The organism is Planctopirus limnophila DSM 3776 (assembly GCF_000092105.1).
Lineage (GTDB): Bacteria > Planctomycetota > Planctomycetia > Planctomycetales > Planctomycetaceae > Planctopirus > Planctopirus limnophila.
Genome location: NC_014148.1, coordinates 2953355 through 2972412, shown reverse-complemented (window position 1 = coordinate 2972412; position 19058 = coordinate 2953355). Strand labels below are relative to the sequence as shown.

The following is a 19058-nucleotide window of genomic DNA, read 5'->3' as shown; positions in this document are numbered from 1 at the left end:
ATCACGGGATGACAGAGGCGAGATCGCTCCATGCGACTCACTTCCTGGCAAGTCATATTCAGCAAACATGAGTTTTTACTACGATGAACAATCCCTCCAGGACAGGCCAGACAGAGAATCTGCTCACCTGTCTGGGCTGTAATCTGCTATGCGACGACCTGGAACAATCAGGTGGCATCACTGAGTTTGAGTTAAAACTCAAGCAGATCTGCCCGCGGGGTGCCAATTGGCTGAGGAGATCACAGGAAAAGATCGAAATTCCTGCGAGATTATTGGAACATCGGATTCTGGAAGCCATTACCTGGCTTCAGGCGGCCCACGCTCCGCTCTGGATTATCGACCATCAACAATCACTGGCTGCCAGCCAGTCGATTATGGCAACGGCCGAAAAAAGTCGAGGTATTCTCGTTTTACCTGCTTCTCAAATCGCTGAAGGGGCCAATCGGGCAGCCAGCCATGTTGGACAAGTCGTCTGCTCCTTGGGCGATGTTCGTTCCCGGGCCGATACGATCATCCTCTGGGGCTGTGATCCTGCAAGTTCACATCCGCGACTGATTGAACGTCTTGGCCATCATGTTCATCAGGGAAGAGGTTCGAATCGATCACTTCAATGGATCGTCGTTGGAGATGTTTCGCCATCCTCGATTCAGCAACTGACATTGAGCGGCCAGACCGTTCGCCGTTTCCCGTGGGATAAAGATCTCACGTTTTCGAAGCTACAACTTTTAAGAAGCATGATTCGTCAGCAGAATCAGCAAGTCGCAGTTTCATCCGCAGATGCCAGCGTGGCCGAATTGGCAGAACTGCTGCGCTCGACCCGGTATGGATGTCTTTTTTTCGGAGAAGCTTTCTGCCAGCCCGAAATGGCCGCATTAGCTACGGAGTCTTTGCAACGACTGGTCATCGAACTGAATGACGGCAGGGCATTCCATTCGCAATATCTAGCCAACCATGGCGATTTCGGGATGGGTTCCGTCGTCTGCACATGGCAAACGGGCTATGCCGGGGCCATCAGTTTCCAGCAGGGGCAGATTGATCACGATGGCAACCGTTTTTCTGTAGAACGGTTGCTTCGGGAGCAAAGTACTGACTGCCTGGTGCTGGTCGGTGACCATGCGCTCGAGCATATTCCTCAAGCATCGATCGCCCAGATGGCAGCACAACCTGTCATCTGGTTTCGATCATGCTCCATCGAATGCAGTTTCCCCCAGCTCGTTGATATACGCGTCCAACGCGATGGGCTTGACCGCCGAGCTGTGTTTCACCGGTTGGATCAGCTGACAATTCCCGCCCGAGCCTGGAACGATTCGACTCTTCCTGATCTAGCGGCAGTTCTCGACAAGATCCGGAATGGGCTGTCACGCTGATCCCTGGTGATCTGCGGAATCGTTATCGATTCATACCGGAAAACCACGTTTTCGGATTCCAACTCACGTTCCGAATCCCTCGCTCAGACGATGATGTGCTGGCTGATTCGGAAGCCGGGGCAGGAGGTGGTGAAGGGGGCAGCATCAGTTCCCCCGATCCGTCCGATGGTGGAATCGGCTGGAGGAGTGGCATGGGTTCGCCATTAGCTGGATATTCGGTGTAGGGTGGTGTCGGTGGAGCTGTTTGCTCAGTCACTTGAGCAGCTCGACAACCTGTCCAGGTCAGCATCACTCCGCAGAGTGCAACTTGTGCGATTTGAGTGAAGCGATTTGCCCGCATGTGATCTACCTTCCGATGGCTTGGGGATGTACCTGAAGACCATCGTGGGACACGTCATGCTTGACTGCCCTCCGTGGCCGCCCCGATTCCATTCGGCAGCTTGCGATCCTTCACGATGAGCATCGACAGCCCCGAAGCATTGTCTGCGGCGAAGTCCGCCGATTCTTCTCTTCCTGGTAGAAAAAGTTCGGCCAATTCCGCCTGAGTAGACTTTGCGGGTCAGTGCCACTCGGGACGAAAATGCCCTGCTGAAGTTGAACTCCAGCAGGGCATTCGAAATCGAGCAATGTCATTACTTCCGTGAGCAAACTTAGCTGAGCTTGCGTTCGCGAATCCAATCCGTGTGGAAGAACTCACCACGTGGCTTATCGGTGCGCTCATAAGTATGGGCACCGAAGTAATCACGCTGGGCCTGGAGCAGATTCGCAGGGAGTCGGCCCTGTCGATAGCCGTCGTAGTAGCTTAAAGCGGCACTGAAGACGGGTGTCGGCAGGCCCAATTGGACGGCTGTAGAAATGACCCGTCGCCAGCTGGGCTGTGCCTTGGCGACAGCCGACTTGAAGAAGTCATCCAGCAGCAGGTTTTCCAGAGTGGGCGACTTATCGAAAGCGGTTTTGATATCACCGAGGAAGGCACTGCGAATAATGCAGCCGCCGCGCCAGAGCAGGGCGATATTGCCGTTGTTCAGCTTCCAGCCAAACTCCTTGGCGGCAGCATCGAGCTGGACATAACCTTGAGCATAGCTGCAGAGCTTGGAGGCATAGAGCGCCTGGCGGACATCATCAATAAACTGCTGCTTATCGCCCGTGAATTTCGCATCCTTGGGCCCTTCGAGGATCTGCGAAGCGCGGACGCGGGCATCTTTCTGAGCTGACAGGCAGCGGGCGTAGACCGCTTCGGTGATGAGTGTGGTTGGCACACCCAGGTCGAGAGCATGCTGGCTCATCCACTTGCCAGTCCCCTTCTGGGCGGCAGTATCGAGAATCTTGTCAACCAGGTATTCGCCCGTGTTACCATCTTTGACTGTAAAAATGTCGCGGGTGATCTCGATGAGGTAGCTTTCGAGTTCCCCTTCATTCCAAGACTTGAAGACCTGATAAAGCTCTTCGTTCGACAGCCCCAAGGCATGCTTGAGGATGAAATAGGCTTCGCAGATGAGCTGCATATCGCCATATTCAATCCCGTTATGGACCATCTTGACGTAATGGCCGGCACCGGCATCTCCGACCCATTCACAGCAGGGGATATCATTATTCGGGCCGACTTTGGCAGAGATGGCCTGGAAAATGTCTTTCACAAATGGCCAGGCATCGGCATGACCGCCCGGCATAATGCTCGGGCCCTTGAGGGCACCTTCCTCACCACCGGAAACACCGGTTCCAATAAACCGCAAACCTTTTTCACGCAGGTCTTTATCGCGGCGATTGGTATCGACAAAATCGCTGTTACCACCGTCGATGATAATGTCGCCCTTGTCGAGCAACGGCTCCAGTTGATCGATCACGGCGTCAACCGGCTTCCCGGCCTTCACCATAATCATGATGCGGCGAGGAGCTTTCAGGCTTTTCACAAAGTCTTCGAGGGTGTGATAACCTTTGACGCGATCAATCGTTCCAGCATGCACCTTGTCTGCGGGCTCGTTCTTCAGACCACCCACGAATTCATCGGTCGTGGCAGTTGTGCGGTTGTAAACGCCGACTGAAAAGCCGTGGTTGGCCATGTTAAGAACGAGATTCTGGCCCATCACCGCGAGGCCAATCAAACCGATATCGTGCTGAGACATGTTTTACTGATCCAGAGAGCGTACTGAAGACATCGTAAATGTTGACGGGCAGCCAGATTTGTCTGCCTTAACCAGATTGTGCTGATTCTAGCCTTCTGGCTTCGCTCCTGCCAATCACCACAAAATATCCAGCGAGCAGTGCCTCTCGCCTGAATACAGGTCACATCATTTTCAATGTGGCTGCGTGCTCTTTTCCATCTTTCCAAAATCACATCAATCAAATAATTAACCAATCTATGCACAATTTTCTGCGACTATTGGCAGTCTCCTTTACAGCCGCCGCTGTGGGTTGTATTGGCATTATGAGGGCGAATGAATTCAAAATTCTGCCAGCCTTAGCGACTGCTCAGGCAGATGCTTCTTCTTTTGAATTTGAAGTCGTTCCCAAAATGTGGGAAAGCATCGATATCCTTCCATTGTGTATGGTTTTCTACACCCCACCGCCGCATGACCTCGATCTGGATTATGTCAAACCGGAAGATTCAGGGTACGAGATCCTCGTAATCGAAGAGGCTTGGATAGAGTTTGAAGATGGTAAAACCACGTCACTGGTCTCTCGTTCGGAACCACTTCAACTTCTGTTTAACGATGTCAAAGATAAGGATGGCAACGTAAACCGTAAGGCCAGCTATCGGTTCGAGGCGGCTGTTTCACAAATCGCCAGTTTCGAGATTCGTATGAGCGGTCGCATGCTGATGTTGGATGGAACGGAGCAGGCCTTTAACATGACCCGCCAAATCGATGGAGCCGTCAAAACGAGTGTTCATGATTTTGCGACCTGGTGTGGCGCCATTTAATTGAGCCGCCATCAGTTTCGTTCGGCGAAGCCTTTAACGGGTACGCAGCACAGCAGGCAAGATCTTCAACTCCGTGTTTTGGAGTAACGATCTGCTACATCTTCGCCAGACCAGACTCCGAAACGGTGGTCGTGTCTAAGGTTCGACTGTTACTTGCGTTCGCAGATCGTTTGTCAGCTTTGGTTTTGCGCCAATCGACAACCCACTGAATCACTTCGTAGAAAATGGGGGTCAGGAAAATGCCAAAGAGTGTTACTCCCAGCATGCCCCAGAAAACGGCAGTTCCCAGAGCTTGGCGCATTTCGGCACCAGCCCCTTCGCCAATCATCAGCGGCACCACACCCAGGATGAACGCCAGTGATGTCATGATGATTGGACGCAGACGCAACTGGCATGCTTCCAGTACCGCCTGTTGACGGGGAACACCAGCGGCTCGCCGTGCTCTGGCGAATTCGACAATCAGAATAGCGTTTTTACACGCGAGCCCCACCAGCACCACAAAGCCAATCTGTGTGAAAATGTTGACATCCTGGCCCGTGAGCAGCACACCCAGAATCGAGCACAACAGGCACATGGGCACCACGAGAATCACCGCCAGCGGCAAAGCCCAGCTTTCGTATTGAGCGGCGAGGACGAGAAACACGAGCACAACCGCGAGAAGAAATGCATAGATCGCGGTGTTCCCGGCCTGCTGTTGCAGATAGGCCAGTTCTGTCCATTCGGCCCGCATATTTTCGAAGAGTTCGCGATCGGCAATGGCCTTCATCGTCTCGATGGTCTCGCCGGAACTGGCACCCTGAACTGAGTCGAGGTTGACAGTGGACGAAGGATAAAGGTTATGCCGGATGATCATGGAAGGGCCGCTAGCCTCTCGCGTGGTGGCCACGGCAGCCAGAGGTACGACTTCGCCATGTGAGTTATGGATCTTCAAGTGCTTGATGTCGTCGGGAGAAAGCCGGAAATCACCATCGGCTTGAACATTCACCTGCCAAGTCCGGCCAAAACGATTGAAATCATTGACGTACAGCGAGCCAAAATGCGTTTGGATCGCACTGAACAGATCGTCAATCGAGACACCCATGGCTTTGGCTGCATCGCGGTTCACATCGATGTACAGCCAGGGTGTATTCGCGCTGAAACTGGAAAACACGCGGTCAAAAATGGGGTTTGTTTGTGCCTTTTCGATGAGAAGTTTCGATTGGGATTCGAGTGCCGTCAACCCGTTATCGCCACGATCTTCGATCATCAGGCGAAAGCCGCCGGCGTTTCCTAATCCGTCGATCGCGGGTGCTCCGAGAATGTTGATCCGCGCTTCAGGGATCGCTCTGGCAAGTTTTTCCTCTAGTTGCATAGCCAATGCTTTCGCCATGAGGCCAGGTTCATGCCGATGTTCGAAATCGTCGAGCATGAAATAGAACGTCCCGAAGTTGGGTGCATTAGCTCCCAGCAAGAGCGACTGACCGGCAATGCCCACGGTATGCCGAATTCCTTTGGTCTCTTTGGCAATCTCGTGAATGCTGGCCAGAGTGGCTTCTGTACGATCCAGCGAAGCGGCATCCGGAAGTTGAACATTGACCAGCAGGTAGCCTTTATCCTGAGCTGGAATAAAACCCGCCGGAGCGCGATTGAAAACTTCAACAGTCGCGTACAGCAAGCCCGCATAAACGAACATCATCAGCAGATTGATTCGTAATAGACTCGACACTATCGAAATGTAACCTGCCGTTAAGGCGTCGAACACTTCCTGGAAACCGCGGAAGAACAGACTCAACAATCGATTGATCCAGCCCGCCAGAGGAACTGCCAGGATCAACGCCAGACTTGCCATTATGTATTTGAAATAAGGCATTTCCGCGAACTGATAGTCGGCCAGCAGACGTGGGCCGAGAAGATAAGCCCCCAGGACAGCGACCAGCACAATTCCCACGCGGGGGAGCGGTTCAGGGGCATGACCATGCGCGCGGGGCTTGAGGAGCAACACCGCCAGGGCAGGGCTGAGTGTCAACGAGTTGAATGCCGAGATCACTGTCGAAATGGCAATCGTCAGTGCGAACTGCTGGAAGAATTGGCCGACAATCCCGGTGATAAACACACACGGGAGAAAAACCGCACTCAGCACCAGCCCGACGGCGATGACGGGGCCCGCGACTTCATCCATGGCACGAATGGCGGCTTCGCGCGGAGACAGTCCGTGTTCAATGTGATGCTCGATCGCTTCGACGACGACAATGGCATCATCCACCACAATCCCGATGGCCAGCACCAGGCCGAAGAGTGTCAGCGTGTTGAGACTGAAACCAAACGCCGCCATGGCCGCAAAGGTTCCTACAATCGCCACGGGAACAGCCACCAGAGGAATCACCGCGGCCCGCCAGCCCTGCAGGAAAATCAGCACGACAATCGCGACGAGAATGACTGCGTCGCGCAGGGCCGTAAAAACTTCACTGACCGATTCTTCGATGAACGGCGTGGTGTCGTACACAATCGAATAGTCGACTCCCGGCTTGAAGCGGGTTTTGAGCTGCTCCATTTTCTTACGGACACTCTCGGCGACTTCGAGGGCATTGGATCCCGGAAGCTGATAGACCGAAAGTGCCACCGAGGGTTTTCCATCCAGTGTGCAGACTTGATCGTAAGCGAGGGCCCCTAACTCGGTGCGGGCGACATCACGCAGGCGAATGATTCGGCCGTCGGCATCTGTTTTTACAATGATTTCGCCGAACTGCTGGTCATCGGCCAGTCGTCCCACAGTCGTCATTGTGAACTGAAAAACCTGATCACTGGGCGCAGGTGGCTGGCCAATCTGACCGGCTGCGACCTGCACGTTCTGCTGTTCAATCGCATGCACGACATCGCTGGAGGATAGCCCCAATGAGGCGAGCTTATCAGGATCCAGCCAGACGCGCATGCTGTAATCGCGACGTCCGAGATATGTGATATCACCCACTCCCGGCAGGCGGGAAAGTTCATCACGTAATTGAATTGTCGCGTAATTGCTGAGGTAAAGGTTGTCGCGCGAATTGTCGGGCGAGTACAGATTGACGATCATCAACACCGACGGCGATTTCTTCTTGACCAGAATCCCGCGGCGGTTGACGAGGTCGGGGAGCACTGGTTCGGCCAGATCCACACGATTCTGCACCAGCACCTGGGCGATGTTCAGATTGCTACCCGGGGCGAATGTCACTGTGAGTGTGTAGCTGCCATCGTTGGCACATTGCGAGGTCATGTAGAGCATGCCCTCGACACCATTGACCTGCTGTTCAATAGGTGACGCGACGGTATCCGCCACCACTTGAGCATTGGCTCCCGGGTAGATGGCTGAGACTTCGACAGTCGGTGGTGTGATCTCAGGGTATTGAGTAATCGGCAGTGTAAAAACGGCGATTCCACCAGCGAGTGTGATCACAATCGAAAGCACACTGGCAAAGATCGGTCGATCAATAAAGAAGCGTGAAAACATGAAAACAACCTGCCGATAACTGTGCTCGAACCAGTGACTTGGACTTGAATTGATGATCCTGCCGGCACTTCAATTTCTAAAAGGTCTGTGTAGATCCTATGAATGACCTGATGATGAACTTCCAGGGTCATGAGGACGAAATCTTTCTTCAATCTTGTCTGATATCGAAATCAGGTGCCGGCCTGACCATTGGGCCCCTCGCCAGAGTGGTTTGAGACGAATCAGATCGAGTACCCACTGGGCTGGCTCGCGGATCTTTGATGATCGGAAGAACTCCGCTTCACTCAGATGTTCAATTACGTAGAAGAAAACTGGGGTCAACAGAATGCCAAAGCAGGTCACTCCGAGCATGCCACTGAAAACCGCCACGCCCAAGGTTCTCCGCATCTCGGCACCTGCACCAGTGGCCAGAATTAATGGGATCACTCCCAGAATAAAGGCGCACGATGTCATCAGGATGGGCCGTAACCTCAAGTGGCAGGCTTCGAGCGTGGCCTCGCGAATCGTGGCTCCTTCATGACGTCGAGAACGTGCAAATTCGACAATCAGAATCGCGTTTTTGCAGGCCAGACCAATCAGCACGACAAATCCAATCTGAGTGAAAACATTGATATCCATGGCGGCATACGCCACACCTGTGATCGAACTCAAAATGCACATCGGGACGACCAGAATGACTGCCAGCGGCAAGGCCCAGCTTTCGTAAAGAGCTGCCAGTACCAGAAACACGAAGGCAATTGCCATGTAGAAGACGAACATCCCGGTGTTACCTGCTTGCCGCTCCATGTAAGAAAGTTCCGACCACTCCGTCGCGAGGCCGATTGGAAGTTCACTCGCGGCCAGTTGTTCGACCATGTCGAGCGTCTCGCCTGTGCTGAATCCCGGGGCGACGTTCCCGTTGACAGTCGCAGCCGGATACATGTTATAGCGCGAGATCACGAGAGGATTGCTGACTTCCTTCAGCGTGCAGACAGACGCCAGTGGAACCATCTCTCCGTGACTATTACGAACTTTGATACGTTTCAAATCTGCCAGGTCATTTCGGAAATCCGTATCGGCCTGAACCACCACCTGCCAGGTACGCCCAAATCGATTGAAGTCGTTGACGTATCGCGAACCCATCGTGGCCTGTAGGGCGGCAAAGGCTTCCTGTAAGGGGACATTCAGTTGAAGACACGCCTGACGGTCGATATCGGCAAAGATCTGTGGCGAGTTCGTTTTGAAGACGGTAAATGCTCCTTGAACTTTCCCGGTGGCATTCATCTTCGCAATCAGTTCGTCGGTCCCTTTCTGCAGCTCTTTAAGCCCCAGATCTTCGCGATCTTCAACCATCAGTCGAAAACCGCCAGCTCTCCCCAATCCACGGACGGCTGGTGGAGGAAAGACACTCACGAGGGCTTCGGGGACATCTTTGGCAAAACTTTTTCTCAGTGATGCGGCAATCTCTTCCGCAGATTGTCCGGCGTGACCTTTCCGGTGATGAAACGAATCGAGAATGATGAACATCGAGCCAAAATTTGAACCATAAGAACTCAAAATAAAGGAGTTCCCGGCAATCGAATTGACGTTCTTGACGCCTGGTGTCTTGAGTGTGATTTCTTCAATTCGTGCCACGGTATCTCGCGTCCGACCGGCTGCTGCCGAATCGGGAAGCTGAATGCTGGCAATCAGGTAGCCCATGTCCTGCGAGGGAATAAATCCTTTGGGTAGCTGGTTGAATCCCCAGCCTGTGAGGAAGAGCAATCCGCCATAAACGATGAGTACGAGGACTGGAATTCGCAGCAGTTGCCCGACGAAGCGAGTGTAGAGCGAAGTGGATGTTCGAAATGACCAGTCGAAAGCTGCAAAGAACCAGCCGAACAAGAAGTTAATGATGCGGGTGAGAATGTCTGGTCGGTCGTCTTTGCCTTGCAGCAGAATGGCCGCCAGGGCCGGGCTGAGTGTCAGCGAATTGAGCATCGAAAGGATGGTTGAGATCGCAATTGTCAGAGCAAATTGCCGGAAGAACTCCCCCACAATTCCAGTAATAAACGCACATGGGATAAACACTGAGCTGAGAACCAGTCCCACAGCCACCACAGGCCCAGCGACTTCGTCCATGGCACGGACCGCCGCTTCCCGAGGATTCAGTCCTTGCGAGATATGATGCTGTACCGCTTCGACGACGACGATCGCATCGTCCACAACAATGCCAATGGCCAGCACAAGTCCGAACAAGGTGAGGTTATTGATACTGAAGCCCACCACTGCCATAGCCGCAAATGTTCCGACAATCGCCACGGGGACTGCGATGAGCGGGATAATGGCTGGGCGCCAGCCCTGCAGGAAGACCAGGACCACTAAGGCGACGAGGATGGTGGCATCTCGTAAAGCTTTGAAAACTTCATCGATTGATTCGCGGATGAATGGCGTCGTGTCATAGCCGATTTCGTAAGCCAGACCTTCGGGAAAATCCTTCGAAAGCTCTTCGATTTTCGCCTTAATCAAATCGGCTGTTGTCAGGGCATTTGCGTCTGAAAGTTGAAAAATCGCGAGGCCAACTGTCGGTTTCCCATCAAAACGGTTGTTGATGTCCTGACTGCGGGCACCTAATTCGACGCGTCCAATATCGCGAATGCGAATCAGTTGATCATGGTCGGCTCGGACGACAATGTCTTCGAAGGCAGTCTCATTGGTTAATCGTCCCACCACTGCCAGGGGAATCTGCCGAGTCGATGAGCCGGAATGAGGAGGTTGCCCGATAGAACCGGCTGCGACCTGGAAATTCTGTTCACGGATGGCGTTAACGACGTCATTGGCAGTGAGGTTGCGGGTGGAAAGCTGTTCGGGGTCGATCCAGACACGCATGCTGTAATCGCGCTGGCCAAACAGGAGAACTTCGCTGATCCCTGGAATTCGCGCGATTTCGTCTCGCAAGTGGAGCAGCGCATAATTGCTGATGTAGAGCTGATCGTAGCGGTTATCTGGCGAGTTGATGCTGATCGTCAGGAGAATATCCGGGGCGCGTTTCTTCGTGGTGACACCTGTGGCGCGTACGACATCGGGAAGCTGTGGCCTCGCCAATGAAACCCGGTTTTGCACCAGCACCTGTGCCAGGTTCAGATCAACACCGGGCTTGAAAGTCACTGTGAGCGTATAGGAGCCGTCGCTCGTGCTCTGCGACGACATGTAGAGCATTTCTTCGACACCATTCACCTGCTGCTCAATAGGAGCAGCAATGGTCTGTGCCACAACCAGCGAACTGGCACCGGGATAATTGCAATCGACCTGGACAGTGGGTGGTGCGACTGCCGGGAATTGAGCAATGGGCAGGCGGAACAATGCGATCGCCCCCGCCAATGTCACAAGAATTGACAGGACGGCTGCAAAAATCGGGCGGTCAATAAAGTAGCGGCAAAACTGCAAAGGTACTGCGTCCTGTTAGATTCGATGATCCTCGTTGATACATGCAGTTTCCAGACCGTCGTTCAGAAGGGAAATCTGGCGAATCTCGAGATGAAGCTGGGGAAATGGAAAGCACGAATCTGAAACTTCAAGCACTCTTCAATCTCTCCCGTTTTTTGAATGGAAGAGGTTTATTTGGAAGGGGCAGGTACAGGCTGGCCAATCAGAATCTCGGAATGAATGGGCGGTGTACCTGTCACCTCATCGGAGGCATTTTTGTAGGGCTTAGGAGTGACCACGCTTCCATTTTTCACTCTCTGCAGACCAGTGACAACCACTCGATCATCGGGCTTTAAGCCCGATTCAATCACGCGAAATTTTCCGTCCAGTTTTCCGATAACGACAGGGCGAACCTCAACTTGATTGTCGGTGCCGACAACGTAAACAAAACGTTCTCCCTGATCTGAGGCCAATGACTCTTCTCGAATCAGCAGTGCTGGATGGGGGACTCCAATTGGTACGCGTACTCGGACGAACATGCCGGGGGAAAGAAGTTTTTTGGGATTATCGACGACAGCCCGTATCCGCAAAGTTCCTGTGGTGGCGGTGACCTGATTGTCGACAAAATCAATGGTGCCAGTCAGCGAGAACTGTCGATCATCCGCGAGAGCAATTTGCACCTGAATGGTTTGATCTCGAGCAGAGCGTATTTTTCCTTCGGCAATCAGCCGGCGGACTTGCAGCACGGTGCGTTCGTCGGCATCAAAGTAGGCATAAAGTGGATCCAGGCTGACGATTGTCGCCAGAGGTGTGATATCGGCCTGAACCAGGTTACCAGGGTCAACCAGTCGCCGGCTGATTCGGCCATCAATCGGAGAACGAATCGTCGTGAACTCAAGATTGAGTTTCGCGATATCCAGGTTCGCACGAGCGGCTTCAAGCTCGGACTTTGTCTCCAGTGCCTGATACTTGGCGACTTCATAATCTTCAGTCGTCGTCACCTTTTGTTCGATGAGTCGAAATGCTCGGTCTTCCGTTCGGCGAAGACGCTCAAGCCGAGCTTCCAGTTGAGAAACCGTCGATTGTGCCTGAGAAACAGCAGCGAGAAAGGGGCGGTCATCGATCTGAAACAGAAGCGCATCTTTGGGAAGATCGGCGCCATCTTCAAATTGGACTCTATCGAGGTAGCCACTCACTCTGGCGCGAAGCTCTACGGTCTTAACGGCGGCCATGCGGCCCGTGTATTCCTCATAATTGGTAATCGTTCGTTCAATCGGTTGATCGACATAAACTTCGGGTGGAGGTGGAGCTTTAGCAGCGACAGGTTTTTTGCTGCATCCTGAAACCAGGCAAATGCCAATCAGGATGGCCCAGCAGGCACAATGGCAGCGCTGTGAAAAGTTCAGGAGCATCATGTAATTCGATCTGGAGAAATAACGTCTGTTGTGGGGCAGGGAGGAATTGGCGTTTTGTCGATCAACCATCAACTTTTTCATCCATGATCTGATAGGCCGATGTGTTCATTGAATCCATCCATCATGCGTAATGCGGTAGGTGGTGTTGATCACGCCACCCATGCGAAGTCAGCTGCTTAACTATTTGCAGTTTGTGCGTACCAGATGACAGTTATGAAATTGTATAGCGCGTGCAACCATTTTCAAGAGGTTGATTGTTCTGCATATCTGGATGTATCGATTCGCGGCATCGGACAAAACTTTGTGATTTCATCGGCATCATTTTGGGATCATCATGTCATGATGCCAGCATGCACCCGAGCCAGTTTCTGCTCCACCTGTGTGAACTGGAATGCCTGAAAACATGACGATGGGACGAATTCTGGAAGTGGATTCGCCATCTAGGAGAGCTGGTGGAAGCGCTACTGAGGAAACAACAGGAATCGGTGTCGAATTGTTGGTTTAAAAAGTGAAATTCAACCGATTTTCGGGAGGTGATTGATCTCCGGGTGAGGTTAAACAAGAGAACCCCCAAGGGGGCTTAACTCATCAGGCATTCAGCAATCGATGTAAGTTTCAATTTATCAAACCGCAGTTCGCTCCCGAGGCAGATATTGGCAAAGAGCCCTCTGAGGGCTACCAGAAAGGTAGATCGATTTTATGCAACGACTTTGGCCAGTCTGGGCAATTTGTCTTGCGATCTTTCCAGCCACGAGCCTGATTCTGGCATGTGAGAAGCCAGTTGTGACCAGTCCTGCCCTCACAGTTTCTCCAGCCCATCCACATATCATTGTGATTGTCGTTGATGACATGGGTTTGGGAGATCTCGGATGCTATGGTGGCAAGATTCAACCCACACCTGCACTCGATCAGCTTGCCAGCGAAGGGAAGAGGTGGACGCAGTTTTACTCTGCCTCCTGCATCTGTTCTCCCTCTCGTGCGGCTCTGGTCACTGGTCGCTATCCCGGTCGGCATAAGATTACCAGTTATCTTCAGACAAGAGCCGGAAACAAGGCTTGCGGGCAAGCCGATTTTTTGAGCCCTACAGCTCCTTCCATGGCGAGAATTTTCAAATCGATCGGGTATCGAACCTGCCATTTGGGAAAATGGCATTTAGGTGGTGGTCGAGATGTGACCAATGCTCCCAAGTTCGCGGCGTATGGCTACGACCATGCCCAAGGGACATGGGAAAGCCCGGAACCTGCCACTCCTCTGGGAAAGCAGTATCCACCGTGGTCAGAACAGTTAGAGCCGGGTCAGGTGCACCGTTCCCGACGAACACACTGGCTGGTTGATCAGACTATGGAGTTTCTGAAAAAAGATCCTCAACAGCCGGCTCTCATTACTCTCTGGCTGGATGATGTCCATGTTCCTTTCAGGCCCAGCCAGGAGCAGTTATCTGCTCTACAGCAGGGCGCTACTCCTGCCAGGGAAGTGACGGAGCGTGATCGCTATCGAGCCGTGATGGCGAATCTTGATCAGCAGATGGGACGATTGATCGAAGCGATTCGCCAGAATTCCATGGCCGAAAAGACACTGGTGGTCTTTATGGGTGACAATGGACCGCTGCCCACCTTTGATCAGGAACGGACCGGAGGGTTACGCGGCTCCAAACTCAGTTTGTATGAAGGGGGAATTCGAGTGCCTTTCATCGTCTGGCAGCCTGGAAGAATTCCTGCCGGTGCAGTGGATGATCGAACGGTTCTGACCAGTCTCGATCTGCTTCCTACATTACTTGCCTATGCCGGAGGAAGCACTGGCGAGCAGTTGCTGGCCTCCAATTCCTGGAAGCTCGATGGACACAATTGCTCAGGGAGTTTCACACAGGCGACGGCAGGACCAGTGATTGAAGAGCAGCAGCTACGAGCAGATTTCTGGGAATACGGACGTAAGTCCGAAGCGTTCGCCTTCCCGAAAGATGCAGCCAATCGCAGTCCATTCCTGGCCATGCGTGAAGGCCCATGGAAACTTCTAGTCGATCACGAGGGGCAGCATGCGGAACTTTATCAGCTTGAACTCGATCCGCAGGAAACAACCAACCGGGCATCGGCAGATCAGGCCCGTGTGGCAGCGATGACTCGCCGATTGCTCACGTGGTACAAGGATGTCTACCAAGTACCAACTCCATAATGGCACCGCCAAAAACTGCGCAATCAGAATATTCAAGCATCTTCTGCAGAAAACGACGTGCCAGTCGTGTTTGTGGACAGCCGATGGAAAAGTTCCAGGCATGCCTGATACTCACTCGTTTCTGGCGGGAGACTTTGGGCGTCGTGCGATTGCAGTACCAGATGCTCTGCCCGCTCATAGTTCACCTGCCTGGAGTAACGATCAATCAGTGACTGAACAGATTCCTGATTGAGCGAGTTGGCGATCGGCAGGGGTGAGTTCAAGGGATGTCTGGGATTTGAGGCAATCAATAACTGTCGAGCTTTGTCAGCCAGATCCAGCCAGCCGGCGCGCGCTGCAGTGATTGAAACCATGAGCAGGAGGCGATTGCGAGGCAGCCATTGCCCCTTCTGGTCTGCCACACTGGCCAACTTGAGATAATTCCAGCACGCCTGTTCGTGGTTCATCGGGCGGCCTGTCTTCTGTGCACCAGGAAGTCATTGACACAGAGAGTGAACTTCCCAAGATCACGATCTCAGGTCAAGGGGATTCGCAAGCCATCATACGCCAGTTCCACATGAGGCGGGAGTCGCTTGTTGGTCGTTTCGTAATCGAGATGATGCGAAACGTGGGTCAAAAAAGCTCGTTTGGGCTGTGTCAATTGGATAATCTCCAGTGCCTGCGGAATCCCAAAATGCGTGGCATGAGGTGTGTCGCGAAGGGCATCGATAATGAGCACATCCAGGCCCATGAGTCGCTCCAGACTCTCTTCGGGGATAAAGCTGACATCAGTGCAGAAAGCCACATTCCCAATCCGGAAACCCAGGACGGGAAGTTTGCCGTGCATCAAACGGATGGGAAGGATATTCAGCCCTAAAAGTTGAAAAGGTTCCAGAGAGAGTCGCTCAAATTTGAGCATGGGGACAGCCCCCATGTGCAAATCAGGGGGCGGAGGGACAAACGCGTACGAGAACGCTGCTCTTAATTGTTGCTCGACAATTTCTTCGCAGTAGAGGGGGATTGGTCGATTGAGTCGATAACCAAAGAGCCTGAGGTCATCGAGCCCGAAGATATGGTCGGCATGGGAATGCGTGTAGATTGCCGCATGGACGAGATCGATCTTCTCTCGAATGAGTTGAATTCGCAGCTCGGGCGATGTGTCGATCAGAAAAAGACCTTCGGGGGCTTCGACTGCAACGCCTGAACGTGTCCGGCGATTTCGAGGGTTTTCTGACAGACAGATCGGACAGTGACACCCAATGATCGGAACGCCATGACTGGTTCCCGTCCCCAGAAGAATCATCGAGCGTTCCACAAACATTTCCCTTAGCAATTAAGCATTGATTTCAACGAGGCGATTGTGCACCTAACCGATACTGTATGAATAATTCCAGTGTGCGATTCAATGGATGATACGAATACTCAACTTGTAATCGCGACTTCAGACATATTCGCTGACACCATCGGCCGTAATCAGCAGCAGTCGCGAAGTGAGTGGATGGGTCATCTGGTGATGATCCACGGTCACTCGTTCACGAATTTGTTCAACAGTCTCTTCACAGGAAAGGCTGACTGCGACGAAAAAATCTCGATTCGGGACACCGACCACACACGACCCGCCCAGAAGTAGACGTAATCGCTCGCGGAAAGACTCACTCGCCAGTCGTGCGGCATTGTAGGCATCCGGTTTGGTAGGCATGGCGACCGCCGGTCCGTGCTCACTCTCGATGACGGTCATTTCCATCGGGTGGGCTTCAAAATGTCGATCGAGATTTTCCAGAGCAATGGATCGCAGTTCCTCGTAAGTCATCTCCCAGTCTTCAAGCTGTGCCGGCTGCACATACCAGTACGCCTGCTCTTCATCAACAACATAAGTCATCGCCAGATCTGCTGCGAACCCTTCACAGACGAAACCCAGTTCGTTGGCTTCGCGAGTTGCCAGTTGCAAGGGGCCGCCTTCCCAGTGATCCGTATCAAACAGTCCTGGACCGACGGCATTTCGAATCGATTTTTGGGGGTAAAGCATGGGAATCAGCCGATGAACTACGCTCTCCCGTTTGGGACGAAAGTTCCCGGAGGTCTCCTTTTGCAGGTTGACCAGAGTTCCCACGGCGTTTTCGAGAATCGCTTCAAAGTAGTTGGGTCTATGCAGGTACTCGCGGTAAAAATTCACGAGGCTGACAGTGCTCCCTCCCAGATGAATCTGCAGATCACCAGCCTGCTGACAATTCAGATCGGGATGAGCCTGTCGAATAAAATCGACAGCTCTGGCGATAAAGACATTCGGTGGATCGCAGGGTGCAGGATTCAGTTTCAGAGTCTGGATCACAACTTTTGCTAACGTCTGAAACTCATGATCAACATCACTCCCTTGTAACAGCTCTGCCACCAGCAGCAGGTGCCCTTCAGCAATCACGGTCACCTGAAACTTCTGCCAATTCCCGCGTTCCCACAAACGTTTCCAGAAACTCGCAGGAGGCTGAAGAAGTGTCTCGCCGCAATGCCAGCCAGTATTGTTGCCAGGGTGAGCAGAGCCTCGCACCTGCATGCGGCGGCGGTGTGCGTACTTATCAATGAGCAGCTTCTTGAGTGCAGATTGTGGATCGGCTGGCTGATTGGACCACGAGACGGTTAAAGAGAGTGTCGCCTGGCCTTCTGCAGGGCGGAGCAGGACATGTCCCTGCCGCTCGATGAGACTCCAACTGGGGGGAAACGCCAGTTTGTACCACCCGAAAAGGCCGATATGGGATGTCCAATGTTCTAGTGGTTCAGCGTTATCCACGCCTGCTGATCCTTAGCTCAACTTCCAGAATACGGATGCTGTTTTGATTGTACTAATTTGACTGGCTGTCGTCGCAAGAAAATCCGAAATGCGGGAACTGAAGGTGCGTTATGCATCGTCATGAAGTGATGTAATTCCAGATACATTAGTGTTTTTTTGTATATTTTTGTGATTGCATGAAAGTTAAGCGAAGAGCCAGCCCATTTGCTTAAGAGATCAGCCATTCCGAATCGGCCATTGATGCTCCTGTGAAAAATTGAAGAGGTCAAATGTGCGAAAACAAGTTCAATTCTTGCATTTCTCGGGTGTCGTGCCGTTTGTTCAACGAATGGCGCATAAATTGCCCACTGATTAGACAGCCTGCACAGGGGTGAAAGGCTGGCAGTGTAGCCGGGTGTGGTCGTTTGGCTTTACTCGGGCGAGCGCCTACACTGCCAGTCTTTCACCCCTGTCGGCCTTTTGTTCATCTTGGAATTTGCGCTGAGTACTCCCCAAGTCTGGTGGAATTTATCTACCACCAGCTTTCCGGGTGATGTCCAGCGGACGCCACCTCACATGTTTGATACACTTCAGCGAGCAATCTGGTCATTCAGAGACTGCTGAAGCAGGTGACATGTTGGGAAAGGCGAACGTGCAGAGCTCATCTCATCCAGTCAGTAATGATAAGACTGACCGCCTGAAAATCTGCTCTTTCGAGAGCCGCCGTGGCGAGGAGATGGCTTCGCTGATCGAGCGTATGGGCGGGCTCGCCACGATTGCACCGTCGATGCGTGAGATTTCTCTCGGAGAGAACCCTGAGGCGTTCCGATTTGGGGAACGATTACTCAATCACGAATTCCGCCTGATGGTTTTCCTCACCGGTGTGGGGGCGAGAGCTTTACTTGAAGTATTGGAAACTCGATTTCCCAGAGACGAGATCCTGGCTGCCTGGGATCGCTGCGTGACGATTGTTCGTGGGCCCAAACCCCATGCCGTGCTGAGGGAGTGGGGTGTGCATGTTGATGCGCGTGCCCCCGAACCAAACACCTGGCGAGAACTGCTTTCCACTCTCGACGATTGGGGTGCACTTCAATCCGTTTCGATGGCTGTGCAGGAATATGGTCAGCCCAATGAGTTATTGTACGAGGAACTTCAGCAGCGTGGTGCCATTGTGACGAGGGTTCCCGTCTATCGATGGGCTTTGCCAGAAGATTTAAATCCCCTTGAAAATGCGATTCGTACCTGTGTGCGAGGTGAGTTTGATGCTCTCTTGTGGACGAGTGCTCAGCAGGTGCATCATGTGCTGGAAGTCGCCGATCGCATGGGGTTGAAAATACAGTTTCTTCAGGCAGCCAACCGGTGTGTGATTGGTTCGATTGGCCCCACTGCGACAGAAACGCTTATCGAGCAGGGGCTTGCTCCTGACTTAGAACCCGAGCATCCTAAAATGGGCCCACTGGTCAAGCTGGTTTGTGAGGCCGGTTTGCCGATTGTTGCCCGAAAACAGTGAATTACCAAAGACTGAAGGATTTGCCTTTTGCCTGGATGCTGCTGAAATTCTCGGCCCGACTCGTCTATCTTTGTTGTTGCGGGCATCCCT

General features: G+C 52.8%; 12 protein-coding genes. 4 read left to right on the top strand and 8 right to left on the bottom strand.

What is annotated here, in order from left to right; genetic code table 11:
• Nucleotides 1-83 precede the first annotated feature (83 nt).
• Complete coding sequence (locus PLIM_RS11840) at nt 84-1367, top strand: molybdopterin-binding domain-containing protein (protein ID WP_013110556.1); 1284 nt, start codon at nt 84-86, stop codon at nt 1365-1367.
• Between the two features lie 22 nt (nt 1368-1389).
• On the opposite strand, the gene PLIM_RS11835 is transcribed toward PLIM_RS11840, so the two are convergent.
• Together PLIM_RS11835 and gnd are read right to left on the bottom strand one after the other, a co-directional pair.
• Nucleotides 1390-1707 carry a hypothetical protein gene (locus PLIM_RS11835; RefSeq protein ID WP_013110555.1) on the bottom strand — a complete coding sequence of 106 codons (318 nt, stop codon included), beginning with the start codon at nt 1705-1707 and terminating at the stop codon, nt 1390-1392.
• A gap of 310 nt (nt 1708-2017) precedes the next feature.
• Nucleotides 2018-3490 carry a decarboxylating NADP(+)-dependent phosphogluconate dehydrogenase gene (gene gnd / locus PLIM_RS11830; RefSeq protein ID WP_013110554.1) on the bottom strand — a complete coding sequence of 491 codons (1473 nt, stop codon included), beginning with the start codon at nt 3488-3490 and terminating at the stop codon, nt 2018-2020.
• A 176-nt stretch (nt 3491-3666) separates the two neighbouring features.
• On the opposite strand from gnd, the gene PLIM_RS11825 reads away from it, so the two are divergent.
• Nucleotides 3667-4287, top strand: coding sequence for a hypothetical protein (locus PLIM_RS11825; RefSeq protein WP_148227089.1), 621 nt, complete (start codon nt 3667-3669; stop codon nt 4285-4287).
• 94 nt (nt 4288-4381) lie between these two features.
• On the opposite strand, the gene PLIM_RS11820 is transcribed toward PLIM_RS11825, so the two are convergent.
• From PLIM_RS11820 to PLIM_RS11810, 3 genes are all read right to left on the bottom strand, one after another.
• Nucleotides 4382-7750 carry an efflux RND transporter permease subunit gene (locus PLIM_RS11820; protein WP_013110552.1) on the bottom strand — a complete coding sequence of 1123 codons (3369 nt, stop codon included), beginning with the start codon at nt 7748-7750 and terminating at the stop codon, nt 4382-4384.
• Between the two features lie 96 nt (nt 7751-7846).
• Complete coding sequence (locus tag PLIM_RS11815; protein ID WP_013110551.1) at nt 7847-11155, bottom strand: efflux RND transporter permease subunit; 3309 nt, start codon at nt 11153-11155, stop codon at nt 7847-7849.
• Nucleotides 11156-11325: 170 nt separating this feature from the next.
• Nucleotides 11326-12549: an efflux RND transporter periplasmic adaptor subunit gene (locus tag PLIM_RS11810; RefSeq protein WP_196349443.1), complete on the bottom strand. Its 1224-nt coding sequence runs from the start codon at nt 12547-12549 to the stop codon at nt 11326-11328.
• A gap of 783 nt (nt 12550-13332) precedes the next feature.
• Here PLIM_RS11810 and PLIM_RS11805 point away from each other — a divergent pair.
• Nucleotides 13333-14718: a sulfatase-like hydrolase/transferase gene (locus PLIM_RS11805; protein ID WP_196349442.1), complete on the top strand. Its 1386-nt coding sequence runs from the start codon at nt 13333-13335 to the stop codon at nt 14716-14718.
• Nucleotides 14719-14750: 32 nt separating this feature from the next.
• Here the strand turns inward: PLIM_RS11805 and PLIM_RS11800 are convergent, their stop codons facing one another.
• The 3 genes from PLIM_RS11800 to PLIM_RS11790 form a co-directional block, all read right to left on the bottom strand.
• Complete coding sequence (locus PLIM_RS11800; protein WP_013110548.1) at nt 14751-15164, bottom strand: hypothetical protein; 414 nt, start codon at nt 15162-15164, stop codon at nt 14751-14753.
• A gap of 68 nt (nt 15165-15232) precedes the next feature.
• Nucleotides 15233-16018, bottom strand: coding sequence for an MBL fold metallo-hydrolase (locus PLIM_RS11795; RefSeq protein WP_390416124.1), 786 nt, complete (start codon nt 16016-16018; stop codon nt 15233-15235).
• Between the two features lie 120 nt (nt 16019-16138).
• Nucleotides 16139-17479 (bottom strand): DUF1444 family protein, encoded by a 1341-nt coding sequence (locus PLIM_RS11790; protein WP_013110546.1) that lies wholly within the window; start codon nt 17477-17479, stop codon nt 16139-16141.
• Nucleotides 17480-18110: 631 nt separating this feature from the next.
• Here PLIM_RS11790 and PLIM_RS11785 point away from each other — a divergent pair.
• Nucleotides 18111-18968, top strand: coding sequence for a uroporphyrinogen-III synthase (locus tag PLIM_RS11785; protein WP_041403556.1), 858 nt, complete (start codon nt 18111-18113; stop codon nt 18966-18968).
• Nucleotides 18969-19058: the final 90 nt, after the last annotated feature.